The 26,455-nt window shown below is 63.0% G+C and carries 23 protein-coding genes and 2 pseudogenes; 18 read left to right on the top strand and 7 right to left on the bottom strand.

The window, feature by feature from the left end; translation table 11 throughout:
* Positions 1 to 186: 186 nt before the first annotated feature.
* The 8 genes from MESS2_RS04695 to MESS2_RS04660 all read left to right on the top strand — a co-directional run bounded on the left by MESS2_RS04695 (position 187) and on the right by MESS2_RS04660 (position 9,170).
* A complete protein-coding gene (locus MESS2_RS04695) occupies positions 187 to 1,497 on the top strand; it encodes an ABC transporter substrate-binding protein (RefSeq protein ID WP_008872944.1) in 1,311 nt (436 codons plus the stop codon).
* 140 nt (positions 1,498 to 1,637) lie between these two features.
* Positions 1,638 to 2,510, top strand: a complete 873-nt coding sequence (locus tag MESS2_RS04690; RefSeq protein ID WP_008872943.1) for a carbohydrate ABC transporter permease — start codon at positions 1,638 to 1,640, stop codon at positions 2,508 to 2,510.
* 183 nt (positions 2,511 to 2,693) lie between these two features.
* Positions 2,694 to 3,518, top strand: a complete 825-nt coding sequence (locus MESS2_RS04685) for a carbohydrate ABC transporter permease (RefSeq protein WP_008872942.1) — start codon at positions 2,694 to 2,696, stop codon at positions 3,516 to 3,518.
* Between the two features lie 50 nt (positions 3,519 to 3,568).
* Positions 3,569 to 4,573: an ABC transporter ATP-binding protein gene (locus MESS2_RS04680; RefSeq protein WP_008872941.1), complete on the top strand. Its 1,005-nt coding sequence runs from the start codon at positions 3,569 to 3,571 to the stop codon at positions 4,571 to 4,573.
* Positions 4,570 to 5,340, top strand: a complete 771-nt coding sequence (locus tag MESS2_RS04675; RefSeq protein ID WP_008872940.1) for an L-iditol 2-dehydrogenase — start codon at positions 4,570 to 4,572, stop codon at positions 5,338 to 5,340. The genes MESS2_RS04680 and MESS2_RS04675 overlap by 4 nt, the downstream gene beginning before the upstream one ends.
* Before the next feature lie 70 nt (positions 5,341 to 5,410).
* On the top strand, positions 5,411 to 6,889 hold the full coding sequence (locus tag MESS2_RS04670; protein ID WP_008872939.1) for a mannitol dehydrogenase family protein: 1,479 nt from the start codon (positions 5,411 to 5,413) through the stop codon (positions 6,887 to 6,889).
* A 14-nt stretch (positions 6,890 to 6,903) separates the two neighbouring features.
* Positions 6,904 to 7,587, top strand: coding sequence for an HAD family hydrolase (locus MESS2_RS04665; protein ID WP_008872938.1), 684 nt, complete (start codon positions 6,904 to 6,906; stop codon positions 7,585 to 7,587).
* Positions 7,584 to 9,170: an FGGY-family carbohydrate kinase gene (locus tag MESS2_RS04660; protein WP_008872937.1), complete on the top strand. Its 1,587-nt coding sequence runs from the start codon at positions 7,584 to 7,586 to the stop codon at positions 9,168 to 9,170. Before MESS2_RS04665 ends, MESS2_RS04660 begins: the two co-directional genes overlap by 4 nt.
* An 8-nt stretch (positions 9,171 to 9,178) precedes the next feature.
* Here MESS2_RS04660 and MESS2_RS04655 read toward each other — a convergent pair whose 3' ends face one another.
* Positions 9,179 to 9,757 carry a histidine phosphatase family protein gene (locus tag MESS2_RS04655; RefSeq protein ID WP_040592112.1) on the bottom strand — a complete coding sequence of 193 codons (579 nt, stop codon included), beginning with the start codon at positions 9,755 to 9,757 and terminating at the stop codon, positions 9,179 to 9,181.
* A gap of 263 nt (positions 9,758 to 10,020) precedes the next feature.
* On the opposite strand from MESS2_RS04655, the gene MESS2_RS04650 reads away from it, so the two are divergent.
* Positions 10,021 to 11,424, top strand: coding sequence for an MATE family efflux transporter (locus tag MESS2_RS04650; protein ID WP_040592095.1), 1,404 nt, complete (start codon positions 10,021 to 10,023; stop codon positions 11,422 to 11,424).
* Positions 11,425 to 11,525: 101 nt separating this feature from the next.
* On the opposite strand, the gene MESS2_RS04645 is transcribed toward MESS2_RS04650, so the two are convergent.
* Positions 11,526 to 12,953, bottom strand: coding sequence for a helix-turn-helix domain-containing protein (locus MESS2_RS04645; protein ID WP_008872934.1), 1,428 nt, complete (start codon positions 12,951 to 12,953; stop codon positions 11,526 to 11,528).
* Positions 12,954 to 13,076: 123 nt separating this feature from the next.
* Here MESS2_RS04645 and MESS2_RS32130 point away from each other — a divergent pair, with 123 nt between their 5' ends.
* Entirely contained in the window at positions 13,077 to 13,229 is a 153-nt protein-coding gene (locus tag MESS2_RS32130) for a hypothetical protein (RefSeq protein WP_157357609.1), read from the top strand.
* Between the two features lie 143 nt (positions 13,230 to 13,372).
* Here the strand turns inward: MESS2_RS32130 and MESS2_RS04640 are convergent, their stop codons facing one another.
* The 4 genes from MESS2_RS04640 to speB form a co-directional block, all read right to left on the bottom strand.
* Entirely contained in the window at positions 13,373 to 14,020 is a 648-nt protein-coding gene (locus MESS2_RS04640; protein ID WP_008872932.1) for an amino acid ABC transporter permease, read from the bottom strand.
* Positions 14,017 to 14,685, bottom strand: coding sequence for an amino acid ABC transporter permease (locus MESS2_RS04635; RefSeq protein WP_008872931.1), 669 nt, complete (start codon positions 14,683 to 14,685; stop codon positions 14,017 to 14,019). The genes MESS2_RS04640 and MESS2_RS04635 overlap by 4 nt, the downstream gene beginning before the upstream one ends.
* A gap of 89 nt (positions 14,686 to 14,774) precedes the next feature.
* Complete coding sequence (locus MESS2_RS04630) at positions 14,775 to 15,575, bottom strand: transporter substrate-binding domain-containing protein (RefSeq protein WP_008872930.1); 801 nt, start codon at positions 15,573 to 15,575, stop codon at positions 14,775 to 14,777.
* A gap of 82 nt (positions 15,576 to 15,657) precedes the next feature.
* Positions 15,658 to 16,719, bottom strand: coding sequence for an agmatinase (gene speB, locus MESS2_RS04625; RefSeq protein WP_008872929.1), 1,062 nt, complete (start codon positions 16,717 to 16,719; stop codon positions 15,658 to 15,660).
* Positions 16,720 to 16,926: 207 nt separating this feature from the next.
* Here speB and gcvA point away from each other — a divergent pair.
* The 8 genes and pseudogenes from gcvA (at position 16,927) to MESS2_RS04590 (ending at position 24,824) form a co-directional block, all read left to right on the top strand.
* Positions 16,927 to 17,902, top strand: a pseudogene (gcvA, locus tag MESS2_RS04620) (transcriptional regulator GcvA).
* A gap of 219 nt (positions 17,903 to 18,121) precedes the next feature.
* Entirely contained in the window at positions 18,122 to 19,426 is a 1,305-nt protein-coding gene (gene pncB, locus MESS2_RS04615) for a nicotinate phosphoribosyltransferase (protein ID WP_008872926.1), read from the top strand.
* Between the two features lie 131 nt (positions 19,427 to 19,557).
* Positions 19,558 to 19,878, top strand: a pseudogene (locus tag MESS2_RS30600) (hypothetical protein); the annotation flags it as partial.
* 153 nt (positions 19,879 to 20,031) lie between these two features.
* A complete protein-coding gene (locus tag MESS2_RS04610) occupies positions 20,032 to 21,333 on the top strand; it encodes an ABC transporter substrate-binding protein (RefSeq protein WP_008872923.1) in 1,302 nt (433 codons plus the stop codon).
* 218 nt (positions 21,334 to 21,551) lie between these two features.
* Entirely contained in the window at positions 21,552 to 22,433 is an 882-nt protein-coding gene (locus MESS2_RS04605) for a branched-chain amino acid ABC transporter permease (protein WP_008872922.1), read from the top strand.
* Positions 22,430 to 23,392 (top strand): branched-chain amino acid ABC transporter permease, encoded by a 963-nt coding sequence (locus tag MESS2_RS04600; RefSeq protein ID WP_008872921.1) that lies wholly within the window; start codon positions 22,430 to 22,432, stop codon positions 23,390 to 23,392. The genes MESS2_RS04605 and MESS2_RS04600 overlap by 4 nt, the downstream gene beginning before the upstream one ends.
* The gene (locus MESS2_RS04595) at positions 23,389 to 24,114 is read left to right on the top strand and encodes an ABC transporter ATP-binding protein (RefSeq protein WP_008872920.1); all 726 of its coding nucleotides are present in this window, start codon (positions 23,389 to 23,391) and stop codon (positions 24,112 to 24,114) included. Before MESS2_RS04600 ends, MESS2_RS04595 begins: the two co-directional genes overlap by 4 nt.
* Positions 24,111 to 24,824: an ABC transporter ATP-binding protein gene (locus tag MESS2_RS04590; RefSeq protein ID WP_008872919.1), complete on the top strand. Its 714-nt coding sequence runs from the start codon at positions 24,111 to 24,113 to the stop codon at positions 24,822 to 24,824. The genes MESS2_RS04595 and MESS2_RS04590 overlap by 4 nt, the downstream gene beginning before the upstream one ends.
* Here the strand turns inward: MESS2_RS04590 and MESS2_RS04585 are convergent, their stop codons facing one another.
* Positions 24,825 to 26,207, bottom strand: coding sequence for a sodium:proton antiporter (locus tag MESS2_RS04585; RefSeq protein WP_040592093.1), 1,383 nt, complete (start codon positions 26,205 to 26,207; stop codon positions 24,825 to 24,827). It abuts the gene before it with no gap.
* Positions 26,208 to 26,455 lie beyond the last annotated feature (248 nt).

The following is a 26,455-nucleotide window of genomic DNA, read 5'->3' as shown; positions in this document are numbered from 1 at the left end:
TCCGGCGTTTTGCGGCGGGCTCTTTCGATACCATCCCCCGATGTTTTCAAAGCGTCTGGCGCAAGGTGTCGGCGGCAACCCTTGTGCTGCGCTGCAGCAACGAATCCGGCTTGACATAATTAACAGAGAGTGAGTAATTGCCCATAGCCAAGGCAAATGCTCAACTTGGTTTATGGGAGGATTTTGATGAAACTTCGCACGCTCACCCTGGGCCTGTTGTCGGCCAGCGCCCTCGCGTTCGCCGCGCATGCCGAATCCATCACCATCGCCACCGTCAACAACGGCGACATGGTCCGCATGCAGAAGCTGACCGACGACTTCACTGCCAAAAATCCAGACATCCAGCTCAACTGGGTCACGCTCGAGGAAAACGTCCTGCGCGAGCGCGTCACCACCGACATCGCCACCAAGGGCGGTCAGTACGACGTGATGACCATCGGCACCTACGAAGTGCCGATCTGGGCCAAGCAGAGCTGGCTGCTGCCGCTCGACAAGCTCGGCGACGACTATGACACCAAGGATATCATCCCGGCCATATCAGGCGGCCTTTCGGTCGACGGCAAACTCTATGCCGCGCCCTTTTACGGCGAGAGCTCCTTCGTCATGTACCGCAAGGACCTGATGGAGAAGGCAGGGCTGACCATGCCCGACGCGCCGACCTGGGACTTCATCAAGCAGGCCGCCGACAAGATGACCGACCGCGCCAATGGCGTGAACGGCGTCTGTCTGCGCGGCAAGGCCGGCTGGGGTGAGAACATGGCCTTCCTGACCGCGATGTCGAATTCCTTCGGCGCCCGCTGGTTCGACGAGAACTGGAAGCCGCAATTCGACCAGCCGGAATGGAAGAACACGCTGCAGTTCTATGTCGACCTGATGAAGGCCGACGGCCCGGAGGGCGCATCGTCCAACGGCTTCAACGAGAACCTGGCGCTGTTCCAGCAAGGCAAATGCGGCATGTGGATCGACGCCACGGTCGCCGCCTCCTTCGTCTCCGACCCGAAGAACTCGACGGTCGCCGACAAGGTCGGCTATGCGCTGGCGCCCGATAACGGGCTCGGCAAGCGCGGCAACTGGCTGTGGGCCTGGTCGCTGGCCATTCCCGCCGGCACGCAGAAGGCGGAAGCGGCGGAGAAGTTCGTGTCATGGGCGACCAGCAAGGCCTATGCCGAACTCGTCGCTTCGAAGGAAGGCTGGGCCAACGCTCCGCCCGGAACGCGCTCCTCGCTCTACGCCAATCCCGAGTACCAGAAGGCAGCGCCCTTCGCCAAGATGACGCTGGACTCCATCAACGCCGCCGATCCGAAGCAGCCGACTGTCAAGCCGGTGCCCTATGTCGGCGTCCAGTTCGTCGCCATCCCCGAGTTCCAGGGACTTGGCACCACCGTCGGCCAGCTCTTCTCGGCCGCACTCGCCGGCCAATCGAGCGTCGACGATGCCTTGAAGCAGGCCCAGGACGCCGCCACCGCGGCGATGACCGAGGGCGGCTATATCCAGTAAGGCTCCTCCCGGTGCCGAAAGCCGGTAGCGCATCACGACCGGCTCCACCGTGACCAGCCAGGGCGGCCGCCCGAGTCCCAGTTCGGGCGGCCGCCCTCACCACTTGAAAAATTGTGGCTGACCTTTGAAGGGTGACCGTCATGGCTACTCAGCAGACCCGCTCGCTTGCCCGTTTCATGATGGCGCCATCCGTGGTGCTGCTGTTCGTCTGGATGATTGTGCCGCTGCTGTTCACGCTGTGGTTCTCCTTCCAGCAGTACAATCCGCTCAATCCGATCCGCGATGGCTTCGTCGGCTTCTCCAACTACGCGCTTTTCTATTCCAACCCGGCCTTCCTGCAGTCGATCCTCAACACGCTGACCATCGTCGTCGCCGTGCTCCTGATCACGGTGATCGGCGGCATTATGCTGGCGCTGCTGATCGACCAGCCGATGTGGGGACAAGGCATCGTTCGCATCCTCGTCATCTCGCCGTTCTTCGTCATGCCGCCGGTCGCGGCCCTGGTGTGGAAGAACATGATCATGCATCCGCAATACGGTGTCTTTGCCGACATTGCGCGCTTCTTCGGCGGGCAGCCGATCGACTGGTTCGGGCAATATCCGCTGACCGCGATCATCATCATCGTCGCCTGGCAGTGGCTGCCATTTGCGACGCTGATCCTACTGACCTCGCTGCAGTCGCTCGACGGCGAGCAGAAGGAAGCCGCCGAGATGGACGGGGCCGGCTTCGTCAGCCGCTTCATCTATCTGACGCTGCCGCACATGTCGCGAGCCATCACCGTCGTCATCCTGATCCAGACGATCTTCCTGCTGTCGGTCTATGCCGAAATCCTCGTCACCACCAATGGCGGCCCGGGCTACGCTTCCACCAACCTGCCCTTCCTCGTCTACCAGAAGGCGCTGCTCGAATTTAAAATCGGCCAGGCGTCCGCCGGTGGCGTGATCGCCGTCATTCTCGCCAACATCGTTGCCTTCTTCGCCATGCGCGCCGTCGGCAAGAACCTGGACAAGTAAGGGGGAGACGATGCTACGTGCGCTGAACCACCCCCACTCCGTCCCGCTGCCCGGGGGAGAGGAAACGCCTGCATCGAAGCCGCGCCCTTCCTCTACCCCGTCGATCGGGGGAGTGGTTTGCGCAGCAAACCGGAGTGGGGGTCGACCCTGCCGCCAACAACGCCGATACGGGAGGACCTGACCATGGCACGTGCAGTCACACCCCAGCACAAGACGATCGCGACCGCGGCCGCCTGGATCGTCGCCCTGCTGATCTTCTTCCCGATCCTCTATACGGTCATCACCTCGTTCAAGTCGGAACAGGAGGCGATCCAGGGCTTCAACCTGTTTCCGTCGGGGACCATGGAAAGCTATTCCGAGGTCCAGGCGCAGAGCGGCTATTTCAAGTTCTTCCTGAACTCGGTGCTGCTATCGGTCGGATCGACCATCCTGGCCTTGCTTGTCGCCATACCGGCGGCATGGTCGATGGCCTTCTCGCCGACCAAGCGCACCAAGGATATCCTGATGTGGATGCTGTCCACCAAGATGATGCCGGCGGTCGCCGTGCTGTTCCCGATCTACCTGATCTTCCGCGACACCGGATTGCTCGACAGCCGCATCGGCCTGATGATCATGCTGATGCTGATCAACCTGCCGATCGTGGTGTGGATGCTCTACACCTATTTCCGCGAAATCCCGGGCGAGATCCTCGAAGCGGCGCGCATGGACGGCGCCTCGCTGTGGAACGAGATCGTCTACGTGCTGACGCCGATGGCGGTGCCGGGCATCGCCTCGACGATGCTCCTCAACATCATCCTGGCCTGGAACGAGGCGTTCTGGACCATCCGGCTGACCACCACCGAGGCAGCACCGCTCACCGCCTTCATCAGCTCCTTCTCCAGCCCGCAAGGTCTGTTCTGGGCCAAGCTGTCGGCGGCCTCGACGCTGGCAATCGCGCCGATCCTGATCATGGGCTGGTTCAGCCAGAAGCAGCTGGTGCGCGGCCTGACATTTGGTGCCGTGAAATAGGGACCTTGCTCGAAGCATCTGGCGAAAAATAACCCCTCGGGGAGGAAACCATGGGAAACATCACGCTCAAGAACGTCTCGAAGTCCTTCGGGTCGACGGTCATCATCCCGGGCATCGACCTGGTGATCGAGAACGGCGAGTTCGTCGTCTTCGTCGGGCCGTCGGGCTGCGGCAAGTCCACGCTGCTCAGGTTGATCGCCGGGCTGGAGGACACCAGCGGCGGCAACATCGACATCGACGGCCGTGACGTGACCGGCGAAGCGCCGGCCAAGCGCAAGCTGGCCATGGTGTTCCAGTCCTATGCGCTCTATCCGCATATGACGGTGGCCAAGAACATCGCCTTTCCGCTGAAGATGGCCGGCGAAGACCAGGCGACCATCGACAGGAAGGTGAAGGACGCCGCGCGCGTGCTGAACCTCACCAACTATCTCGAACGCCGCCCCGGCCAGCTCTCCGGCGGCCAGCGCCAGCGCGTCGCCATCGGCCGCGCCATCGTGCGCCAGCCCTCGGCCTTCCTGTTCGACGAGCCGCTGTCCAATCTCGACGCGGCGCTGCGCGGCACCATGCGCCTCGAGATCAGCGAACTGCACCACCAACTCAAGACGACGATGATCTACGTCACCCACGACCAGGTCGAAGCGATGACCATGGCCGACAAGATCGTCGTGCTCAATGCCGGAAACATCGAACAGGTCGGCTCGCCTATGGAGCTTTACAAGACGCCGCGCAACCTGTTCGTCGCCGGTTTCATCGGCTCGCCCAAGATGAACCTGATCGAAGGTGCGCCGGCGGCCAAATATGGCGCCAGGACCGTCGGCATCCGTCCCGAGCACATGAACATCTCGACCAATTCGGGCGACTGGAAAGCCACGGTCGGCGTCGCCGAACACCTCGGCTCCGACACCTTCCTTCACGTGCAAGCCGACGGCGTCGGACCATTGACGGTACGTGCCGACGGCGAACTGGCCGTCCGTCACGGCGATACGATCTATCTCACTCCGGACAAGGCGAAGCTGCACCGCTTCGGTGCTGACGGAAAGGCGATGGCGCAGTGAGGCTGAAGGGCAAATCGGCGCTGATCACCGGGTCGGCGCGCGGCATCGGCAAGGCCTTCGCCGAAGCCTATATTCGCGAAGGCGCCACGGTGGCGATTGCCGACATCAATCTCGAAGCGGCGGAAAAAACCGCGTCGGAGATCGGCAAAAATGCCTATGCGGTCAGGCTCGACGTCGCCGATCTGTCCTCGATCGAGGCGGCGGTCAAGGCGGTCGAGGCCAGGACCGGTGGGTTGGACATATTGATCAACAATGCCGCTCTGTTCGACCTGGCGCCGATCGTGGAGATCACCAGGGCGAGCTACGAAAAGCTGTTCTCGGTGAATGTTGCCGGCACGCTGTTCATGCTGCAGGCGGCAAGCCGCTCGATGATCGCCAGGGGCAAGGGCGGCAAGATCATCAACATGGCGAGCCAGGCCGGCCGGCGTGGCGAGCCTCTGGTCGCCGTTTATTGCGCCACCAAGGCCGCCGTCATTTCGCTCACCCAGTCAGCCGGGCTCGCATTGATCAAGCACCGCATCAATGTCAACGGCATCGCGCCCGGCGTCGTCGACAGCGATATGTGGGACGAGGTCGATGCGCTGTTCGCCAGATACGAGAACCGGCCGAAGGGCGAGAAGAGGCGGCTGGTCGGCGAAGGCGTGCCTTACGGCCGCATGGGCAAGCCGGAGGACTTGACAGGCATGGCCGTGTTCCTGGCCAGCGATGATGCCGAATACATTGTCGCCCAGACCTACAATGTCGATGGCGGCCAGTGGATGAGTTGAGGGGGTGAGGGCGCTCTTCTCCCCGTCCCTCCACGGGGAGAAGAGCCGTCCCGCCAAAGGGTAAAAGCAGATGACCGTGAAACTCTCTTCTTCAATCCTCGCCAATCTTCCTGCCAAGATTGCTGGCCCGAAATACGATCGCGCAGCGCTGAAGGCCGGTATCGTGCATTTCGGCGTTGGCAATTTCCACCGCTCGCATCAGGCGGTCTATCTCGACGACCTGTTCAATTCGGGTGCCGGCCATGACTGGGCAATTATTGGCGCCGGCGTATTCGCCGGCGAGAAGGTCGGCCGCGGCAAACTTGCGGAGCAGGATTGGCTGACCACTGTCGTCGAGCAGGACTCAGGTCATATGAGCGCCCGCGTCACCGGCGTCATGATCGACTTCCTGATGCCGGGCGATGCCGAGGCGATCATCGAGCAGCTTGCCGATCCGGCAATCAGGATTGTCTCGCTGACCATCACCGAGGGCGGCTATTTCATCGACCCCGCGTCGGGCCTGTTCAATCCCTCCCATCCCGACATCGTTGCCGATGCTCAGCCGGGGGCGACACCGAAGACGGTTTTCGGCATTACCCTTGCCGGCCTGGTGCGCCGCCGCGACGACGGCATCGTGCCGTTTACGGTCATGTCCTGCGACAACATCCCCCACAACGGCCACGTCACGTCCGATGGCGTCATCGGCCTCGCCCGCCTGATCGACGAGGATCTCGCCGACTGGATCGGCCAGCACGTCGCCTTCCCGAATGGCATGGTCGACCGCATCACGCCGGCCACCACCGACCGCGAGCGCGGCATCCTGGCCAGCGAGTTCGGCCTTGAGGACAACTGGCCGGTGTTCTGCGAACCTTTCAGGCAGTGGGTGCTGGAGGACCATTTCACCGACGGCAGGCCACCGCTGGAAAAGGTCGGCGTGCAGTTCGTGGAAGACGTGGCGCCCTATGAACTTATGAAGATCCGCATCCTCAATGGCGGCCATGCCACCATTGCCTATCCCGCCGGGCTGATGGACATCCATTTCGTCCATGAGGCGATGCAGGAACCGCTGGTGCGCGGCTTTCTCGCCAAGCTCGAGCACGACGAGATCATCCCGACGGTGCCGCCGGTGCCGGACACGAAGCTGGAAGACTATTACCAGCTCATCGAGAGCCGCTTCTCCAACCCGAAGATCGGCGACACCATCCGCAGGCTTTGTCTCGACGGCTCCAACCGCCAGCCGAAATTCATCATCCCGACCATCGCCGACCGGCTGAAGGCGGGAAAGAGTGTCGCTGGTCTCGCGCTCGAATCGGCGCTGTGGTGCCGTTATTGCTTCGGCACGACGGATAGCGGCGCCGTCATCGAGCCCAACGATCCGAGCTGGGACCGGCTGCTGGCGACGGCAAAAGCCGCAAAGGATGCGCCGGCCGCCTGGCTTGCCATGGAGGACATTTATGGCGATGTCGGCCGCTCGGCGCCGTTCGCCGGGGCCTTCGCGCGTGCCCTCACGCTGCTCTGGGCGAATGGTGCGCGTGCGACGCTGACGCAGTATCTCGCCGGCAAGCTCTGAGATCGGCCACTGCCATGGCGCCCGAGCTGGTCATCTTCGACTGTGACGGCGTGCTGGTCGACAGCGAGGCGCTGTCGGTCGCGGCACTGCTCGGCATGATCGCTCTCGCCGGCGGCGCGGTCGGCGAGGATGCGGCCTACGAGCATTTCCTTGGCAAGAGCATGAAGAGCGTCCGCGAAATCCTCGGCCGCGACTTCGGGCTCGACATCACCGACGGGCATCTGACTGCGATGCGCGTCGAGCTGATGCGCAAATTTCGCGAGGAGCTGAAGCCGATACCCGGCATCATGGAAGTACTGCCAAGGCTCGGCGTGCCATACTGCGTCGCCTCGTCCGGCACGCTCGATCGCATCCGCTACGCACTCGACGTCACCGGGCTGCTCGGACTCATGGAGCCGCATCTGTTCAGCGCCACCATGGTCGCGCGTGGCAAACCCGCGCCCGACATCTTCCTCCACGCTGCAGCCAGCATGCGGGCACATCCGAGGAAATGCCTCGTCGTCGAGGACAGTCCGGCCGGCATCGCGGCGGCGCGGGCGGCGGGCATGCGCGTATTTGCCTTCACCGGCGGCTCGCATGCCGGCAACCCGGCTTTGAAAGCGCGGCTTGCGTCGAGTGAACCGGACTTTATATTCGCTGACATGCTGCAATTGCCCGATCTGATTGCAGGCCTGGGAGCGAGAGAAAAAGCATCTTGACCAACAGTTTCGTTTGCGCGGTCGATGTCGGCACCGGGAGCGCCCGTGCGGGCATTCTCGACACCAAAGGCACCTTGCTCGGCCGCGCCGAGCATCCGATCGCCATGAACCAGCCCAAGGCCGATCACGCCGAGCACAATTCCGAGGACATCTGGTCGGCGGTCTGTATGGCAGTACGCGCCGCCCGCGAAAAATCGGGCGTGTCGGCGAAAAATATTGTCGGTATCTCCTTCGACGCCACCTGCTCGCTGGTGGTGCGGGACAGGGACGGCGGCCAGCTCAGCGTGTCCGTCACCGGCGAGAGGCGCTGGGATACCATCGTCTGGCTCGACCATCGCGCCATAGCCGAGGCCGACGAATGCACCGAAAGCGGCCATGCCGTGCTCGACTATATCGGCGGCGTCATGTCGCCGGAGATGGCGACGCCGAAGCTGATGTGGCTGAAGCGCAACCTGCCCGGAACATGGAATGAAGCCGGCTACCTATTCGACCTCACAGATTTCCTCACCTGGAAAGCGACGGGATCGCTCGCCCGCTCGCAATGCACGCTGACCGCCAAATGGACCTATCTGGCGCATGAGGAAACCGGCTGGCGTCGCGATTTCTTCGAAAAGGTAGGGCTCGGCGATCTCTTCCAGCACGGCAACCTGCCGGAGAAGGCAAGCCCGGTTGGTACCGATATAGGCGCGCTCTCGGCGGAAGCGGCTGCGGAGCTTGGCCTGACCGAAAAGTGCCGGGTGGGAGCCGGCGTCATCGACGCCTATGCCGGCGCGCTCGGCGTGCTCGGTGCTTTCGCCGGTGATGAGAAGAATATCGGCCGCCACTTGGCATTGATCGCCGGCACATCCTCTTGCGTCATGGCGATGTCGCCCGACCCGCAGCCCTTCGCCGGCGTCTGGGGTCCGTATTATGGCGCGGCCCTTCCCGGCCTCTGGCTGTCGGAAGGCGGCCAGTCGGCCACTGGCGCGCTGCTCGACCACATTATTCGCTGGCATGGCGCCGGCGGCGAACCGGACGCCGCCATGCATGCCAGGATCGCCCGGCGTGTCGCCGAACTGCGCGCCGCCGACGGCGAAAACCTTGCGGCAAGGCTGCATGTGCTGCCGGATTTCCACGGCAACCGCTCGCCGCTCGCCGACCCGCACGCGGTCGGCGTTATCAGCGGGCTGACGCTCGATTCCTCCTTCGACAGCCTGTGCAAGCTCTATTGGCGCACCGCTGTCGGCATCGCGCTTGGCGTGCGCCATGTACTGGAGGCGCTGAACGAGAACGGCTATCTGATCGACACGCTGCATGTCACCGGCGGCCACACCAAGAATCCGCTGCTGATGGAGCTTTATGCCGACGCCACCGGCTGCACCGTGGTCGAGCCGCTGGCCGACGAGGCGGTGCTGCTCGGCACCGGCATGGTCGCAGCCACCGCCGCCGGGCTCTTTCCCGACTTGAGTGCCGCCTGCGTCGCCATGCAGCAGGGCGGCAAGAAGCGGCTGTCGAATCCGGTAGCCAGCGGCCGGTTCGACCGCGACTACCTTGTATTCCTCGAAATGCACCGGCAGAGGCAGGCGCTGGACGAGATCAGGTAGTTTCGCCGCTATCTCTGGTTCCAGCGCCGGACGACCGGTTCGCCGAGGTCGTGCTCGTAGCCGAGCACGCTTATGCTGGCGGTATCCAGGACAAAGAGGGCGCCGTCTTGCGGCGGCAGGCCGAGCCAGCGCGCCGCCAGCACCCGCAGGAAATGCGCGCTTGAAAACACCAGAACGTTGCCTATGACGGCACGCAGTTCGCCGACGATCCGGTCCGCCCTCGCGCCAGCATCCTCAGCCATCTCGCCGTCCGGACAGCCGTCGCGAAAAAGCCGCCAGCCGGGACGCTCGGCAAGAATATGCTTCGTGGTCAGCCCTTCGTAAGCGCCGTAATCCCACTCCGCCAGATCAGGTTTTTTCAACCCGGCCGAACCGAAGCCGGCCAGCGCACAGGTCCTGAAGGCGCGCTGCGACGGGCTCGACCACACGGCCTGGAACGACAGGCCTGACAGGCGCTCGGCGAGCCGACGGGCGGCCTCCTCGCCGGCAGGCGTCAACGGTATGTCGGTCCGTCCCGTGTGCTTTCCGGACGCGCTCCATTCGGTCTCGCCGTGCCGGACCAGGGTGATTTCCGCAAACGCGCTCATCCGCATGCCTTTCGATGGCAGTTTCGGCAGGACTGCCGGTGACCCGAACATAGCGGCTTCCGCGGCGCGCCCAAAGTGCGAGTTTGGGGACCGCTCCGCTTGCTGGCTTAACCCTTGCCGATACCAGCCTCTTGCCATCGCGGCTCATTTCATGGACAAGCCATGCCGTTAATGCGGAATTTGGGCCGACCACGGCCATTTTCCGCGCTGAGACGCGGCTTCCGGCTTTTCGGCCGACGCGCCGCAATCGGATAGGCGTAACAATGACTGCGGTAGAAGCCGGCGCTCGCGCGCCGGAAAATCTTTGGCGTCAGGAAATCAGGGCGATGCTGGCACTCGCCTGGCCGATGGTGCTGACCAATCTCGGCCAGACCGCGATGACCGCCACCGACGTCATGATGATGGGCCGGCTGGGGCCGGACACGCTGGCCAGCGGCGCGCTCGGCGCCAATCTCTATTTCATGCCGATGATCTTCGGGCTCGGCCTGATGCTGGCAACCTCGCCGATGATGGCGACCGAACTCGGCCGTCGCCGCCATTCCGTGCGCGACCTGCGCCGCACCGTGCGGCAGGGTCTTTGGCTGGCGATCCTTATCTCGATCCCGATCTGGCTCTTCCTCTGGCACGGCGAGCCAATTCTGCTGGCCATGGGCCAGGAGCCGGCGCTGGCGCAGCAGGCTGGCATCTACCTGCGCTGGCTGGAATGGGCGGTGCTGCCCTTCTATGGCTATATCGTGCTGCGCTCGTTCATCTCCGCGCTGGAGCGGCCGGGCTGGGCTCTGGTCATCGTTTTCGTCGCCGTTGTCTGCAACGCCCTGTTCAACTGGGTGTTCATGTTCGGCAATCTCGGCGTGCCGGCGATGGGCATTGCCGGCTCCGGCCTCGCCACCTCGCTGTCCAGCACGCTGATGTTCGCCGGCATGGCACTGGTGTCGATGCTGGAGCCGAAGTTTCGCCGCTACCGCCTGTTCGGGCGCCTCTGGCGGGCCGACTGGCCGCGCTTCAAGGGGCTGCTGCGGCTCGGCCTGCCGATCGCCGGCATCCTTGCCTTCGAAGTGACGATCTTCAACGCGGCGGCCCTGCTCATGGGCCTGATCGACGCGGATTCGCTTGCCGCGCACGCCATCGCCATCCAGATCGCGTCGATCTCCTTCATGGTTCCGCTCGGCCTTAACCAGGCCGCGACCGTGCGCGTCGGGCTCGCCCATGGCGCCGGCAATCCGGAAGGCGTTTCCCGCGCCGGCTGGACCGCCTTTGTCATCGGCGTCTCCTTCATGGCGTTGATGGGGCTGGTGATGATCCTGTGGCCGCATCTCCTGATCAGCGCCTTCATCGATCTCGGCAATCCGGCCAACACGAGAGTGATCGCGCTTGCCGTGTCGTTCCTGGCTTTTGCCGCACTGTTCCAGATTTTCGACGGCGCACAGGCGGTGGCCAGCGGCATGCTGCGCGGCCTGCACGACACCAAGGTGCCGATGATCTATGCCGCGATCGGCTATTGGGGCGTCGGCCTGCCGCTCGGCGTGCTGCTGGCATTCCCTTTCGGCTTCAACGGCGTCGGCATCTGGATCGGCCTGTCGTCGGGATTGGCGGTGGTGGCGGCGCTGCTCATGGCCCGCTGGCTGCGACGCGACCGCATCGCGCCGCCGCTGGCGTTTGGTCATTGAGGCGAGCGGGCTGCCGGTTGCCGGGTGGCCGCGACTACTAGACGGCAGATCGGCTAGCTACGAAATGTCCGCTTAGCGCCCAGAAGCGGACATCGTCACACTTACGCGAGTCTCTGTTCGCTGCATCTTGCGAGCTGCGCTTGGATTTCCGCCCATTGATGCGGGTGCTCGCTGTGGGACAATCTTGCGGCTGCCTCCCTCAGAATTTTCGACGCCCGCTGAACATAGTGGGCACTATCCCTCGTGACAGAGTAAGTCGACATATTCAGGAGCGCTTCTCCAAGGGACCGGCAGGATGCTACCCAATATTGAAGGCTGTCCTCAGGATTCCTCACGTCGAAAGACAGTTCGAGGTGATGAATCGCATTCTCCGTATCGGCGACCGATTTATTCTCATCAGTTCGGATGTTTGAAAGACCTATATAAGAGCAGCCAATGTTGTGTTGAACTATACCCCACTCTCTTTGATCATCGGTTTTTGAAAAAAAGCGCAGGGTAGATAGTTGTAGGCTCAAAGCGAATTGCAGGTTCCTCTCGTAGTCTTCAGTCGATTTCGCGAACCGACGGTTAGAGTACACGTTCGCCAGATCGAGCCCGGCTGTAGCGAATGCTTTGGGAAGGAACAGTTCTGAGCAGATAGCACGTGCATCCTCGTAGTGGCTCTTTGCATCGACCAGGTGCGACAGAGCGTTCTTCGGGACGTCGAACTGAGATAATCGCCAGCTCACACCACCGAGCGCGTTCTTGGTCTGACACCATTTCTCTGTGTATGCATCTCGCGTCCAAATGCCTAGATTTCGCTTCAGCGCACTTGCCGCCTCATGAAGCGCCTCGGCGCTCCTGTATCTATATGCATAGTAGCGGAGCAACATGGCGCATTCGGACCGATTATCCGCTTCTGATCCTGTGTCTACTCCTGAGAAATAACGCGACGAAAGTTCGAAATGGCTGGCTGCTGAAACAATGTCGCCGCTGAGGAGTGCGACGTTTCCTCGCGCGATCCGCAACTCCGCCTGTTTCTTCAAAGCCACAATGGTGGCCGACTGTAGTTGGGCGGCCTCGGCTGCCTTCAGAAGGTCGTCCGCTGTTTCGAAGCCACCTTCTCCGAGGGCTTCATTGGCAGCTCCAATGAGTTCGGATATCCGACCTTCGCTCTCAGCCAATTTCTGAAGCCGCAGCTGCATTTGCCGGAATTCTTCGGCCTTTGTAATCAGGTAGGTTTCTAGCTCCTCCTCTGTGGCTTCCGGCATATCGCGCCCGAAGTGTCGCGCGAGTATTTTCAGCAGGCGCGGGGGTAAACCCGATGCCGAATTGGGGTGACAGGCAGCGCGCTGTTCTCGCGAGATCTCCAGCGCGACGCAAAGTGCATCCACAGTCTTTGTCTGGGGATTTGCGACCCTGCCTGTCTCTATCTCTGAAATACGCGCTTTGGTCAGACCGGATTTTCCGGCAAGACCGTCTTGCGACAACCCCTCGATGCCGCGTTTTTCGCGGACAAGCCTGCCGAAAATTACTCCGAAGGGGTCCATTCCGTAACTTTCGATAACTTTCCGCGATAGTTCAGGAACGCTTCGCGGGCCGAGCATAGGCATATTAACGACGTGCACAGTCAAGACAACGATCCGGCCGGGTCCAATCTTAGGACCCAAAACATGAACGCAAAAATCGAACAAGCATTGCATATCCTTTCCGCCGTAGTGACCTTCGCCGCAGCTTTCGGACTCGATCCTGTGGTCGTTGCATCATCGCTGTCAGCTATCAACGTAGGTCTAGCGATATTGGCTGGCTTCCGCGCTGAACCGTGAAACAGCATCGTGGCGGTCGCCAATTGATCGTCTGCGTAGGGTCAAAAAGCACCAACGTCATCAAATGGCCCAAAAGAGGCGGCTGCGGGGACAGCTTTCTGGCTTTTAGTCGTCTGGTTGGTCAGCATAAAATGCTCTCCCGCTCAGCGCACCGCCGCCCGCCGTTCGAGCGCGCGCGCATACTGCGTCAGCGGGAAGCACATGACGAAGAAGATCAAGGCGACCAGTCCGTAGACCTTGAACGGCTCGAAGGTCGCGTTGTTGATCGCGTTGGAGGTTCTCACCAGCTCCTCGAAGCCGATGATCGAGGTCAGCGCCGTCGATTTGACCAACTGCACCAGGAAGCCGACGGTCGGCGCGCGGGTGATCGAAAACGCCTGCGGCAGGATGATCAGCCTCAGTTCCTGGAGATAGTGCAGGCCAAGGCTGGCGCCGGCGTCCCACTGGCCGCGCGGCAGCGCGTCGACGCCGCTGCGCCAGATCTCGGCCAGATAGGCGCTGGCGAAAAAGGTCAGGCCAAGTGCTGCCGCAGTCCACGGCTCGATGCGCAGGCCGAGCATCGGCAGGCCGAAGAACATCAGGAAGAGCTGCATCAACAGCGGCGTTCCCTGGAACAGCGCGATGTAGCCCGAGGCAATGCGCCGGCTCCATTTATTCTCAGCGATGCGGAAGAACAGCACGACCATGCCGACCACGCCGCCGCCGACAAAGGCCGCCAGCGACAGAAGCACGGTCCAGCGCGCTGCCAGCAGGAGGTTACGCAAAATGTCCCAGAAGGTGAATTCGATCATGACACGCCGGCTCCCAGAACCCGGCGCCCGCCTGATACCAGCAGCCGGCGCAGCCCCATCGACAGGACGAGATAGACCATCGTCACCACCAGATAGGTCTCGAAGGCGCGGAAGGTGCGCGCCTGCAGCATGTCGGCCTCATAGGTCAGTTCCCGCACCGCGATCTGCGACACGACAGCCGATTCCAGCATCATGATGATGATCTGGCTGGTCAGCGCCGGATAGATCACCTTCAGCGCCTGCGGCAGCACGATCTTGACGAACACCTGGCGCGGCCTGAGCCCAAGCGCGAGCGCTGCTTCCGTCTGTCCGCGCGGCACCGCGTCCAGCCCCGCGCCGACGATCTCGATCGTGTAGGCCGCCATGTTGAGCGTCATCGCCAGCATGGCGGCCAGGATCGGATCGAGCCTTATGCCGATGCTGGGCAGCCCGAAGAAGATGAAGAAGAGCTGCACCAGGAACGGCGTGTTGCGCATCACCTCGACATAGACGCCGATCGCTTGTCTGAGCAGGACAGGGCCGTTTCGCCGCCCTGCCGCGCCGAGGATGCTGAGGAACGTGCCCGCCAGCGTGGTCACGACGATCAGCATGATCGTCGTGGCCGCACCGCGCGCAATCGCGCCCGCCGCACCGGCAAGCCAGCCGAAGTCGAGGCCGTAGCCCATCGCAATCGGTCCTGTCGCTCACACCTAGAGCATGATCCCCAAGAGATAGAGTCCCATCCCGATGGAATCGGGATGGGACAGGCTCTGGATCAATCCTTGAGGTTGTCGGGATTGAGCGGCGTCTTCAGCCAGGCCTTCGAGCTTTCGTCCAGCTTGCCGTCGGCCAGCATCTTGGCGACCGCGTCGTTGACCGCCTGCTTCAGCCGGTCCTCGTTCTTGTTGAGGCCGATATGCGAGGGCGAGGTGAGCAGTTGGAACTTCTGCTCCGGCTTCAGCGCCTCCTGGCGAGCAAGCACCTGGGCGCCGACATCGTTGCCGACGACCATCAGCTGGGTCTGGCCGGAGATGAAAGCCTGGATGACGGAATTGTAGTTGTCGAAACGGCGGATGTCGGCCGAAGCCGGTGCGGCCTCGGTCAGCGACGTATCCTCCAGCGTGCCGCGGTTGACGGCGATCGACTTGTCGGCAAGGTCTTCCTTGCCTTTGACCGCCAGTGCGGCCGGGCCGATGACGGCGATGTAGTAGGGCGCGTAGGCGGCGGCGAAATCGATCACCTGCTCGCGCTCCTTGGAGTAGCCGACGCTCATCAGGATGTCGACGCGCTTGTCGGTGAGATAGGGGATGCGGTTCTGGCCGGTGACGCTGACCAGGTTGAGCTTCACCTTCAGGGAATCGGCGATGGCCTGCGCCACGTCGATGTCATAGCCCTTGATGCTCATATCGGCGCTGGCCGAGGAGAAAGGCGGAAAGTCCGAGAAGATGCCGACATTGATGGCGCCGGCCTTGGTGATGTCGCCGACCGCGTCGGCATTGGCCTGAGAGGCGAAACCAAGGCCGGCGAGCATCAGCGCGGCGGCAATGGATGATTTGAGCTTCATGTGAAGTGTCATTGTCGTTCCCCTGCTGGAAGCTTGTTTGTTTGAGGTTGGCCGCCGGCTCCAGCGCGGCGGCCACCTTCGATTTGTCAGTGGGTCAGGCCCCCTTGCCTGATATAGCCGGGCTGAACACCATCAGGCTGAGGATTTCGAACAGCACCTGCGCTCCGGCATGCGCCGTGTTGGTGGTCGCGTCATATTGCGGCGCCACCTCGACGACGTCGCCGCCGACGATGTTGAGGCCCTTGAGGCCGCGCAGCAATTCGAGCACTTCGCGCGTCGTCAGGCCGCCGACTTCCGGCGTGCCGGTGCCCGGCGCAAAGGCCGGATCGACGCTGTCGATGTCGAAGGAGACATAGGTCGGACCGTCGCCAACAATCTTGCGCGCCTTCTCGATGATGACGGGGATGCCGAGGCCGGTCACCTCCTCGGCATGCACCACGGTCATGCCGGATTCGTAGGTGAACTCCCACAGATACTCGGCCGAACCGCGGATGCCGATCTGGATGGTGCGGGTCGGGTCGAGAACACCGTCCAGCACCGCGTTGCGGAAGGGACCGCCATGGTGGAACTTGGTCATGTCGAACAACCCGCTGGTGTCGCAATGGGCGTCGATATGGATCATGCCGACCGGCGCCTTCTTGCCGACCGCCTTCAGGATCGGATGGCTGATCGAATGGTCGCCGCCGACGGACAAGGGCAGCACGCCGGCATCGACGATCTGGTTGGTGCGGCGCTCGATGTCGTCATGGCTGGTCTCCAGCCGGTAGCGGCTCTGGAAAGGCGTGTCGCCGATGTCGGCCACACGCAACTCATGCGTCGGCGCGCATTCCAGCACATGATTGTAGGGGCCGATGCGCTCGATGGCGCGCAACGCCCTCGGTCCGAAGCGCGAGCCCGGCCGGTTGGTGACGCCGAGATCCATCGGCACGCCGATCATCGCCACCTGCAGGTCGCCGAAATCCGGATTGTCGGCGGCAATCTGCCGGTAGGGCGCGGCGAGGAAGGTCGGGATGCCGGAATAGGGCGCCAGCCGCGTGCCGCTCTTGGAAAAGATCTTGTCGGCGACCTTGCGGAATTTCGGGTCGAACATCTCGCCGCCATGGCTTTCGCCATATTTGCGACGCAACGCTTCGAGCTTGCCGCTGTTATAACCCATGTCCGCTCCTCCTCGATGGCTGATCCGGTGCGGCCGGCAACGCTTGGCGATGACCGTCATCCGGCCGGTTCGCTGTCCCGCTGGCTGCCTGCAGATTTCACGTCTTGATGCTGTTTCCAGGTAAAGTGTCGGGCAGCCGCATTGAAAAATCAATTGATATTGTTAGGGTGCCGACTGTGAGAAAATCTCACAATGTTCCTGGGTCTCATGGCCAAGCGTCTGCCTCCGCTGAATCCGCTGCGCGCCTTCGAGGCGACGGCCCGCCACGCCTCATTGACCAAGGCTGCCGCCGAGCTCAACGTCACCCATGGCGCCATCAGCCATCAGATCAAGGCGCTTGAACAATCGCTCGGCGTCAAGCTGTTCGAACGCACCGGCCAGCGGGTGAAGCTGACACCGCACGGTGCCGAACTTTTGCCGGCGGTGTCGACCGCTTTCGACGGCATCGCCGCCGCCACCCCAGCGCATGACCCGGCCGGCCAGCGCCGGCACGCTTTCGGTGTCCTGCGTGCCGGCGCTGCTCTTGCTCTGGATGACGCCGCGACTGGGCAGCTTCATGGCGCAATATCCCGACATCAGGCTGACGCTGATCCCCTCCAACGACGCCAGGGACATTCGCGCGCCTGAGATCGACGTCTGCGTGCACTATGGCAACGGCAGCTGGAGCGACTGCTGGATGCGCAAATGGTCGGGCCTCGAACTGTTCCCGGTGGTCAGCCCGACGCTGATCAACAATCGCCCGATCCGCACCGTGCGCGATCTCGCCGATCACGTCTTCCTGCATGGCGACGACGGCCGCGAATGGCACACCTGGCTGGCGGCCGCCGACGGGCTGGATCTGGAGCGCGGCCGCCGCCACCATCTCGGCGACGCCCGCACGGCAACCGAAGCCGCGGTCCACGGCCATGGCGTGGCGCTTGGCGATTCCGTCACCGCAAGCGCGCTGCTCGCCAGGGGCATGCTTGTCGCGCCGTTCAGCCTGTCGGTGCCGGCGGTCGATGATTTCTACGTCGTCTGCCGCAACGAGATGAAGTCGACGCCGATCGTGCAATTGTTCATCGACTGGCTGTTCGCTGAAAAACAGCAGGCCGACAGCCGCGCCGACGCACCGGTGGCTGGCCGCATCGGCATCCGCCGCAAGCGCCCGGCGCTCAGGGTCGTCGGCGCCAAGCCGGCCTCCTGAGGCCGCTTCAGATGAAACGCGGTGCTTGCCGCAGGATTTTCTTTTTGTCGGGCCAGCCCGCAAAGCGGGCAGCGCTTTCGAAAATTCAATGCTAATAGGCATTTGGAGCAATTCCAGGAAAAGTGCGCAGCGGTTTCCCGGGAAAAGCGCCTAGCGCTTTCCCTGGGGAATTGCGCTAAGCAAAAAAGCTAGAGCGAGCAGCGAAGGCGGCATCGAGACATGGCTAAGACCGATATAGCGCGGCGCGTCTACAACCACACCTGGAAGCTCGACCCGATCGTCCGCAGCCTGCTCGACACCGACTTCTACAAGCTTTTGATGCTGCAGATGATCTGGGGCATGTATCCCAAGGTCGACGCCACCTTCTCGCTGATCAACCGCACCACCTCGGTGCGTCTCGCCGATGAGATCGACGAAGGAGAGCTGCGCGACCAGCTCGACCATGCCCGCACCTTGCGCTTCTCCAAGAAGGAGATGATCTGGCTCGGCGGCAACAATTTCTACGGCCGCAAGCAGATCTTCGAACCGGAGTTCCTCGCCTGGCTGGAAGGCTTCCGCCTGCCCGACTATGAGCTGTCCAGGCGCGACGGCCAGTACGAGCTCTCCTTCAGCGGCCCGTGGATGTACACGACGCTGTGGGAAATCCCGGCGCTCGCCATCATCAACGAATTGCGCTCGCGCGCGGCCATGCGGGCCTTCGGGCCCTTCGCGCTCGACGTACTCTACGCCCGCGCCAAGGCCAAGATGTGGGCCAAGACCGAGCGGCTGAAGGCGTTGCCCGGTATCCGCATTTCCGACTTCGGCACCCGCCGGCGCCATTCCTTCCTGTGGCAGCGCTGGTGCGTCGAAGCGCTGAAGGAGGGCATTGGCGAAGCCTTCACCGGCACCTCCAACGTGCTGCTTGCCATGGACAACGACCTCGAAGCGCTGGGCACCAACGCGCATGAATTGCCGATGGTGTTCGCCGCGCTCGCCAAGTCGGAAAAGGAACTGAAACAGTCGCCCTACAAAGTGCTGCAGGACTGGCAGCGCTATTATGGCGGCAATCTGCTGATCGTGCTGCCCGACGCTTTCGGCACCGCCTCCTTCCTGCGCGACGCGCCGGACTGGGTCGCCGACTGGACCGGCTTCCGCCCCGACAGCGCGCCCCCGATCGAGGGCGGCGAGAAGATCATTTCCTGGTGGCGCGAGAAGGGCAAGGACCCCAAGCAGAAGCTGCTCATCTTCTCCGACGGGCTCGAGGTCGAGACCATCGAGGAAACCTACCGCCATTTCCGCGGCAAGGTGCGCATGTCCTTCGGCTGGGGCACCAATCTGACCAATGATTTCGAAGACTGCGCGCCGATCGAAACCAACAGCCTCGACGCCATCTCGCTGGTCTGCAAGGTCACCGAAGCCAATGGCAGGCCGGCGGTCAAGCTGTCCGACAACCCGGCCAAGGCGACCGGCGACGAGAAGGAGATCGAGCGCTATCTCCGGATCTTCGGCGCCAAGGACCGCGTGGAGCAGTTGGTCAAGGTTTGAGGGGGCCGACGGATTGGTTCGTCCGCCGGTCAAGATGGAAACCTCGGATAGCGTGAGTTCCCGCCCACCCCCCTCTGTCCTGCCGGACATCTCCCCCGCAAGGGGGGAGATCGGCAATTCGTTCGAGTGGCGCGCTGCTCGTCGACGGCCAGTATGCGGTTGCTGCCCTGTCCGACCCGTTTGCACTGGGCTGGAACCTGTTCGGCACCGCCGACATGGAGATCGAAGCCGGCGTGGTCGCCGGCGCCGGCTCGGCCTGGTGGCTGTGGAATCTGCAGGCCGGCGTCATCATCGCCGGCCACATGCTCGCCGTGCTTGTCGCCCACGGCCTCGCCTAGCGGTTGCACCCGGTTCCTGCACGCACCGCGCTCAGCCAGTTGCCGCTCACCGTGCTGATGATCGCCTATACCGTCTTCGGCCTCTGGCTGCTTGCCATGCCGACGGTTGGCTGAGGCTTTTGCGCTGGAAAATAAACCGGGATTACCCCAGGGAACCGGCATTGCCGTGTCCGTACTTTGGTGATTTAGTTTGTACACATGCAATTTTTCGACTTCCGGAAATGAGCGGACGTTTCGCTCGGAACGCTGAACAAGGGGAACGGCATCATGCACAAGAGCAAGACTTTCGATCTCTCGAAAACCGGTCTTACCCGCCGCACGGCGCTGAAAGGTCTGGCCGCCGGCGCCGGTCTCGCTGTCGCGCCCGGTTTCGTGCGTTACAGCCAGGCGCAGAGTTCGGCGCCAATCAAGATCGGCTTCCAGTCGCACCGTACCGGCATCGGCGCCGCCTATGGCCGCTGGTACGAGAAGACCACGGCGGCCGCGATCAAGGCGATCAACGACGCCGGCGGCATCAACGGCCGGCCGGTCGAAGTGATCATCGAGGATGACGGCACCGATCCCGGTCGTGGCGCCGAGGTAGTCGGTAAATTCGCCACCCAGCACAAAACCGACATCGTCTTCGGCACGCTGTTTTCGCATGTCGTCATCGGTTCGGCGCCGGCCGCCGGCGAGGCCAAGATGCCTTACTTTGTCGTCAGCGAGGGTCACCACGTCGCCTCGACCAAGCTCAACCGCTACGTCTTCCAGCCCGGCATCACCGACGTGAAGAGCCAGATCCAGGCGATGGCGCCATGGATCGCGGCGAACGCAGGCAAGAAGGTGACGCAGATATTCCCCGACTTTGCCTTCGGCTACGACCATCGCGACTACCTGCCGCCGGCGCTGAAGGCGCAAGGTGCCGAGGTCATCGCCCAGATCGCCATCCCGCCGACAGAATCCTCCTTCACCAAATATTTTCCGCAGATCCCGGCCGAGACCGAGGTGATCTATCACGTCATGGTCGGCCCGGCGGTACTCACCTTCGTCAAGGAACTTGGCGAGTTCTACGGTTCCAACCGGCCGCAGCTGTTCGGCTTCATCGATTCGCTGGAAGCCACCGACATCAACAGCCCCGGCCTCGAATTCCTCGACGGGAGCCATTTCTGGGAAGGCTCGCCGCGTTACGCCCAGCCTGACGATTCCGCCGCGCAAAAAGCCTACCGCGCCGCTGTCGGCATCGACGACAATGGCGCCGCCGTCGGCGATCCCAAGGACGTCTCCACCGCCGCGCACATGTTCGGCTGCTGGGAAACGCTCTATGTCGTCAAGAAGGCGATGGAGGATGCTGGCTACAAGGGACCGGAAGACCGCGCCAAGCTGGTCGAGGCGACCGAGGCCCTGACCGAATTCGCCGAGGGACACGAGCATCCGCAGGGACCAAAGACCTTCAACGGCAAGATCCACCAGTGCTTCGGCATCCAGAACATCTCCAAGGTCGAAGGCGGCAAGCTGAAGGTCGTCCACAAGACCAAGATCGAGGACGGCCTTTACGAGCCGGAAGGGGATTACACGACGCAGGCGCTTTAGACACGGCTTTGTCTTTAAGCATGGGAGCCAAGCCACCCCCCTCTGTCCTGCCGGCCATCTCCCCCTCAAGGGGGGAGATTGGCAGTTTGTGCGAAGGCGGCTACCTGCCGAGCCTGGCAATTGGCGAAACCTTAGATGAAATCCGATCTCCTCCCTTGAGCAGGAGATGGCCGGCAGGACAGAGGGGGGTGCCTCGCGCATCCGCCGGTGCCTAACGGATGCATTTCGGACCTCACCTCCTCCTCGCCGCCCTCGAAGGCCTCGTCACCTCCGCCGTGCTGGCGCTGATGGCGCTTGGCCTGTCGCTGGTGTTCGGCGTCATGCGCGTCGTCAATGTCGCCCATGGCGAGTTCTTCATGCTGGGCGCGGTGCTGGCCTGGGCGATCTCGACGGCGATTTCTGGCCATCCGGCGCTCGGCTTCCTCGCCGCTCTCGTGCTGGCGCCGCTGATCGTCGGCGCTGTTGCGCTGTTCGCCGAGCGGCTGGTGCTGCGCCGGCTCAACTACAATCCCGAAGCCACCATCGTCGCCACCATCGGCATGCTCTACATCATCCAGCAATTGGCGCTGACCTTCTACGGTCCGGAGGCGCGGCCGGTCGAGCCGCCCTTCAGCTATCGCATCCTGCTGCCCTGGTTCGGCTATTCCGGCTACAAGCTGTCGGTCATAGCGGCCTCGGCGCTGCTGCTTGCAGCGACATGGTTCGTGCTGACCCGCACGAAGATCGGGCTCATCATGCGCGCCACGCAATATGACAGCGAGACGGCGCAGGCCTTCGGCATTCCGGTCGACCGGGTCTATGCCGGCGTCTTCGCGCTCGGCGCCATGCTGGCCGCGGTGGCCGCGGTGCTGATCGTGCCGATCAGCCAGGCTCATTACCTGATGGGACAGGACCCGCTGCTGCTCTCCTTCATCGTCGTCATCATCGGCGGTCTCGGCTCGCTGCGCGGCACCCTTGTCGCCGCTGTGCTTATCGGCTTGTCGGACGGCATCATCTCGGTGTTCTTCTCGCCGACGCTGGCCAAGATCATCGCCACGCTGCTGGTCGCCATGGTGCTGGTGTTCCGGCCGCAGGGCCTGTTTGGAACGGCATCGCGATGAAGGATGCTTCGCCGGCAAAACCCTATGCGCTGCATCTCGGCGTCATCGCCTTGCTCTTCGCCTTGAGCTTCGTCTTGCCCGACTATCATCATGGCCTGCTTGCCCGCATCATGGTGCTGGCTGTCTTCGCCATGGGCTACAACATGCTGTTCGGCTATGTCGGTCTGCTCAGCCTTGGCCACGCCATGTTCTTTTCCGCCGGGCTCTATGGCGCGGGTCTCGCCGTCATCCATCTCGGCTGGAGCGTGCCGGCCGCCTTCGCCGCCGGCATCCTCTGCGGCGCGGCTCTTTCCTTGGTCATCGGCGTGCTGGCGCTGCGTACCTCCGGCGTCGCCTTCATGATCGTCACCATGATGTTCGCGCAGGTCTTTTACCTGGTCATTCTCTATTTCGCTTCATGGACCGGCGGCGACCAGGGCATGGTGGTGCCGCAGCCGGCGCGGGTGCTCGGCTTCGGCGCGACATCGCTGGACCTCACCAACCCGACTGTCCGCTACATGAGCGCGCTGGCGCTGTTTTCGACCGTGCTGCTCGTCACCCTCGCCGTCGTCCGTTCCAGGTATGGCCGCGTGCTGGTCGCCATCCGCGAGAACGAGGAGCGCACGAAGATGCTCGGCTACGACACGTTTTCCAACAAGCTCGCCGCAGTCGTCATCTCAGGCACCATCTGTGCGGCGTCCGGTGCCGCCTATGCGCTGCTGTTCGGCTATGTCGGTTCGAGCTTCGCTTCGGTGCAATATTCCATCCTGCCGCTGCTCTGGGTGCTGCTGGGGGGTGCTGCCACGACGTTAGGGCCCATGATCGGCACGCTGTTCATGTACTACATCGTCGACATCACCAGCGGCTACACCTCGGCCTATCTCTTGATCGTTGGCATCGCGCTCATTCTTTTGGTGCTGTTTTTCCCCAAAGGCATCCTGGGCACCATCCGCCAGCGTTGGCTCGGATGGTTGCCATGATGCCGCTGCTGACCACCAAGGGCCTGTCGCGCAATTTCGGCGGCCTGCGCGCCGTCGCCAATGTCGACTTCGCGATGATGCCGGGCGAGATCCGCGCCGTCATCGGGCCTAACGGCGCCGGCAAGACCACCTTCGTCAGCCTGGTCAGCGGCCGCATCCAGCCATCCTCGGGCATGGTCGTCTTCGACGGCGCCGACATCACCAATCTGCCGGCCTATGCCAGGGTACGGCTTGGCGTCGCCTACACGTTCCAGATCACCAGCGTCTTTGCCAATCTCAGCGTCTACGACAATGTCGCGCTGCCGGTGCAGCGCACGCTCACCGACGGCCGCTCGAAGGGCGCGGTCCGCACCGGCGTCATGGCGGCGCTCGAACGCACCGGCCTTGCCGACCGCACCCATATGCTGGCCGGGCAATTGTCCTACGGTCACCAGCGCCTGCTCGAAGTGGCGATGGGGTTGGCGCTGAAGCCGCGCCTGCTGATCCTCGACGAGCCGACGCAAGGGCTGGCCGACAGCGAGATCGACAATTTCATCGAACTCGTGCGCGACATCGCCAGGAGCGCCACCGTGCTTCTGATCGAGCACAACATGCCTGTCGTCATGCAGCTTGCCGACCGCATCACCGTCTTCAACGCCGGCAAGATACTGGCCGAAGGCACGCCCGAGCAGATCCGGGCCAACACCGAGGTGCAGGACGCCTATCTCGGAGCGACCCCATGACAGAAACAAGGGCGCTGACCATCTCCGGGCTGGATTGCTTCTACGGCGATGTCCAGGTGCTCTACGGCCTCGACCTCGCGCTGAACAAGGGCGAGGTGCTTTGCCTGTTCGGCCGCAACGGCGCCGGCAAGACGACGACGCTGAAGGCGATCATGGGGCTGATTCCGTCGAGCGCCGGTTCGATCAGGCTCGATGGCGAGGAATTGACCGGTCTTCCCGCGCATGAGGTGCCGAAGGCCGGCGTCGCCTATGTACCGCAGGGCCGGCGGCTGTTCGCCGAGATGACGGTGGCGGAAAATATCGAGATCGGCCTGATGACGCGCAACAAGGGCAAGGCGACGCGCGAAAACGTGCTCGACCTTTTCCCGCTGCTGCGCCAGCGGCTGAGACAGCGCTCCGGCACGCTGTCCGGCGGCGAGCAGCAGATGCTGGCCATGGCCCGGGCACTGTGCCTCGAACCGCAGGTGCTGCTGCTCGATGAGCCGACCGAAGGGCTGATGCCGTCGATGATCGCGAAAATCCGCGAAACGGTGGCGAAGCTGCGTGTATCAGGCGTTTCGACCATCCTCGTCGAGCAGCGGGTCGATGCCGTGCTGTCGGTCGCCGACCGTGTTTCATTCATCGAAAACGGCCGCAACCGCGAGACCGTCGACGTCGAGCAACTGCGCGCCGATCCGTCGGCCGTCCGCCGCTATGTCGGCGTTGGGTGATTACCTGAAGAACAGAAAGCCGGCGATCAAAAATGGCGGGATCAGCACCAGGCCCGACCACGCCATGTAGCCAAAGAAGCCCGGCATCTTCACGCCGCGATGGCGGGCGATGGCATAGACCATGAAGTTAGGCGCATTGCCGATATAGGTGTTGGCGCCCATGAACACGGCACCGGCCGAGATCGCCGCCAGTGTCGAGGCGAAGCTGGTCATCAGATGCTGCGGGTCGCCGCCGGCGAGTTCGAAGAACACCAGATAGGTCGGTGCATTGTCGAGGAAGGACGACAGCACGCCGGTCAACCAGAAATAGGCGAGGTCGTTGGGCTCGCCCGACGGCGAGGTGACCAGCGAGACCAGCGGCGCCAGCGCCCCGTCATGACCGGCCTTCAGTATGGCGACCACCGGCACGATGCAGATGAAGATGCCGGCAAACAGTTTTGCCACCTCTGATATCGGCTCCCAGTTGAAGCCGTTGGCCTCGCGATGGCTCTTGTACGAGACGCGAAGCGACAGGAGGGCGAGCGCCAGGATGATGGCGTCGCGCGCGAGGTCCTGCAGTTCGAGACTGACGCCCAGCACTGAGACGCTTACGCCCGGTTTCCAGATGGCAGACAGCAGGATCGCGCCGATCACGCCGGCCAGCAGCGGAAGGTTGGCCAGGCCGCGGATGCGCACTTTCGTATCGGGTGTCGGATCCTTGATCTTCGGCGCGCCGCCCTCGCGGCGATGCAGGATGATGTCGATCGCCAGGAAGACGGCCAGCACGACGCCGCCGACGAACAAAGTCTCCTGCCAGAGATTCGCTGTCGTCCAGAAGAAATCGACGCCGCGCAGGAAGCCGACGAACAGCGGCGGGTCGCCGAGCGGCGTCAGCGAGCCGCCGATGTTGGAGACCAGGAAGATGAAGAAGATGGCGACATGGGCGTTGAAAGGCCGGTTGTCGTTGGCGCGCAGGATCGGCCGGATCAGGATCATCGAGGCGCCGGTCGTGCCGATGATGGACGCGAGAACCGCGCCGATCAGCAGCAGCCCGGCATTGACCAGCGGTGTGCCGTGGATGTTGCCGGCAACGAGAATACCGCCCGAAATGGTGAACAGCGCGAACAGCAGGATGATGAACGACATATATTCGGTGAGCAGCGCGTGCAGCACCGCTTCCGTGGCTGAAGGGATGCCGAAGGCGACTGCCAGCGGCACGATCACCAGTGCCGCCCAGAAGGCGGTGATCTTGCCATAGTGCTGCTCCCAGGCGTGGTGGAAGAGCAACGGCCCGGTGGCGATCGACAGCAGCAGGCCGGCGAAGGGCAGTGCCCACCACAACGGCATTGTTTGGCCCGGCAAACCGTGTTCCTCTGCCGCCAGCGCCTGTGCAGGCAACAGCATCGCGACAGCCGTCACAGCGATTGCGGTTAAAGCGTCCACAGAGCAGAGAGGGATTGCGTATGAAAAAGGCCCCCTCATCCGGCCGCTGCGCGGCCATCTTCTCCCCGGCGGGGAGAAGAGGCTGGCGTCAACGCTGGCGACCTCCTCTCCCCTTGGGGAGAGGTCGGATTGCCCCGAATTGCCTTTCGCAATTCGGTTGGCAATCCGGGTGAGGGGGTCCTTGCCCACGGGCGATGGTCCTGCCTTGG

Source organism: Mesorhizobium metallidurans STM 2683, assembly GCF_000350085.1.
Classification (GTDB): Bacteria; Pseudomonadota; Alphaproteobacteria; order Rhizobiales; family Rhizobiaceae; genus Mesorhizobium; species Mesorhizobium metallidurans.
The sequence above is the reverse complement of the archived record's forward strand: the minus strand, read 5'-3'. Positions and strand labels throughout refer to the sequence as shown.

What these genes read in the sequence shown, in the direction of transcription:
- MESS2_RS04695 (WP_008872944.1), top strand. Translation starts at nt 187, where the DNA reads ATGAAACTTCGCACGCTCACCCTGGGCCTGTTGTCGGCCAGCGCCCTC.
- MESS2_RS04690 (WP_008872943.1), top strand. Translation starts at nt 1,638, where the DNA reads ATGGCTACTCAGCAGACCCGCTCGCTTGCCCGTTTCATGATGGCGCCA.
- MESS2_RS04685 (WP_008872942.1), top strand. Translation starts at nt 2,694, where the DNA reads ATGGCACGTGCAGTCACACCCCAGCACAAGACGATCGCGACCGCGGCC.
- MESS2_RS04680 (WP_008872941.1), top strand. Translation starts at nt 3,569, where the DNA reads ATGGGAAACATCACGCTCAAGAACGTCTCGAAGTCCTTCGGGTCGACG.
- MESS2_RS04670 (WP_008872939.1), top strand. Translation starts at nt 5,411, where the DNA reads ATGACCGTGAAACTCTCTTCTTCAATCCTCGCCAATCTTCCTGCCAAG.
- MESS2_RS04665 (WP_008872938.1), top strand. Translation starts at nt 6,904, where the DNA reads ATGGCGCCCGAGCTGGTCATCTTCGACTGTGACGGCGTGCTGGTCGAC.
- MESS2_RS04655 (WP_040592112.1), bottom strand. Translation starts at nt 9,757, where the DNA reads ATGAGCGCGTTTGCGGAAATCACCCTGGTCCGGCACGGCGAGACCGAA.
- MESS2_RS04650 (WP_040592095.1), top strand. Translation starts at nt 10,021, where the DNA reads ATGACTGCGGTAGAAGCCGGCGCTCGCGCGCCGGAAAATCTTTGGCGT.
- MESS2_RS04645 (WP_008872934.1), bottom strand. Translation starts at nt 12,953, where the DNA reads ATGGACCCCTTCGGAGTAATTTTCGGCAGGCTTGTCCGCGAAAAACGC.
- MESS2_RS32130 (WP_157357609.1), top strand. Translation starts at nt 13,077, where the DNA reads ATGAACGCAAAAATCGAACAAGCATTGCATATCCTTTCCGCCGTAGTG.
- MESS2_RS04640 (WP_008872932.1), bottom strand. Translation starts at nt 14,020, where the DNA reads ATGATCGAATTCACCTTCTGGGACATTTTGCGTAACCTCCTGCTGGCA.
- MESS2_RS04635 (WP_008872931.1), bottom strand. Translation starts at nt 14,685, where the DNA reads ATGGGCTACGGCCTCGACTTCGGCTGGCTTGCCGGTGCGGCGGGCGCG.
- MESS2_RS04630 (WP_008872930.1), bottom strand. Translation starts at nt 15,575, where the DNA reads ATGACACTTCACATGAAGCTCAAATCATCCATTGCCGCCGCGCTGATG.
- speB (WP_008872929.1), bottom strand. Translation starts at nt 16,719, where the DNA reads ATGGGTTATAACAGCGGCAAGCTCGAAGCGTTGCGTCGCAAATATGGC.
- pncB (WP_008872926.1), top strand. Translation starts at nt 18,122, where the DNA reads ATGGCTAAGACCGATATAGCGCGGCGCGTCTACAACCACACCTGGAAG.
- MESS2_RS04610 (WP_008872923.1), top strand. Translation starts at nt 20,032, where the DNA reads ATGCACAAGAGCAAGACTTTCGATCTCTCGAAAACCGGTCTTACCCGC.
- MESS2_RS04605 (WP_008872922.1), top strand. Translation starts at nt 21,552, where the DNA reads ATGCATTTCGGACCTCACCTCCTCCTCGCCGCCCTCGAAGGCCTCGTC.
- MESS2_RS04600 (WP_008872921.1), top strand. Translation starts at nt 22,430, where the DNA reads ATGAAGGATGCTTCGCCGGCAAAACCCTATGCGCTGCATCTCGGCGTC.
- MESS2_RS04595 (WP_008872920.1), top strand. Translation starts at nt 23,389, where the DNA reads ATGATGCCGCTGCTGACCACCAAGGGCCTGTCGCGCAATTTCGGCGGC.
- MESS2_RS04590 (WP_008872919.1), top strand. Translation starts at nt 24,111, where the DNA reads ATGACAGAAACAAGGGCGCTGACCATCTCCGGGCTGGATTGCTTCTAC.
- MESS2_RS04585 (WP_040592093.1), bottom strand. Translation starts at nt 26,207, where the DNA reads ATGCTGTTGCCTGCACAGGCGCTGGCGGCAGAGGAACACGGTTTGCCG.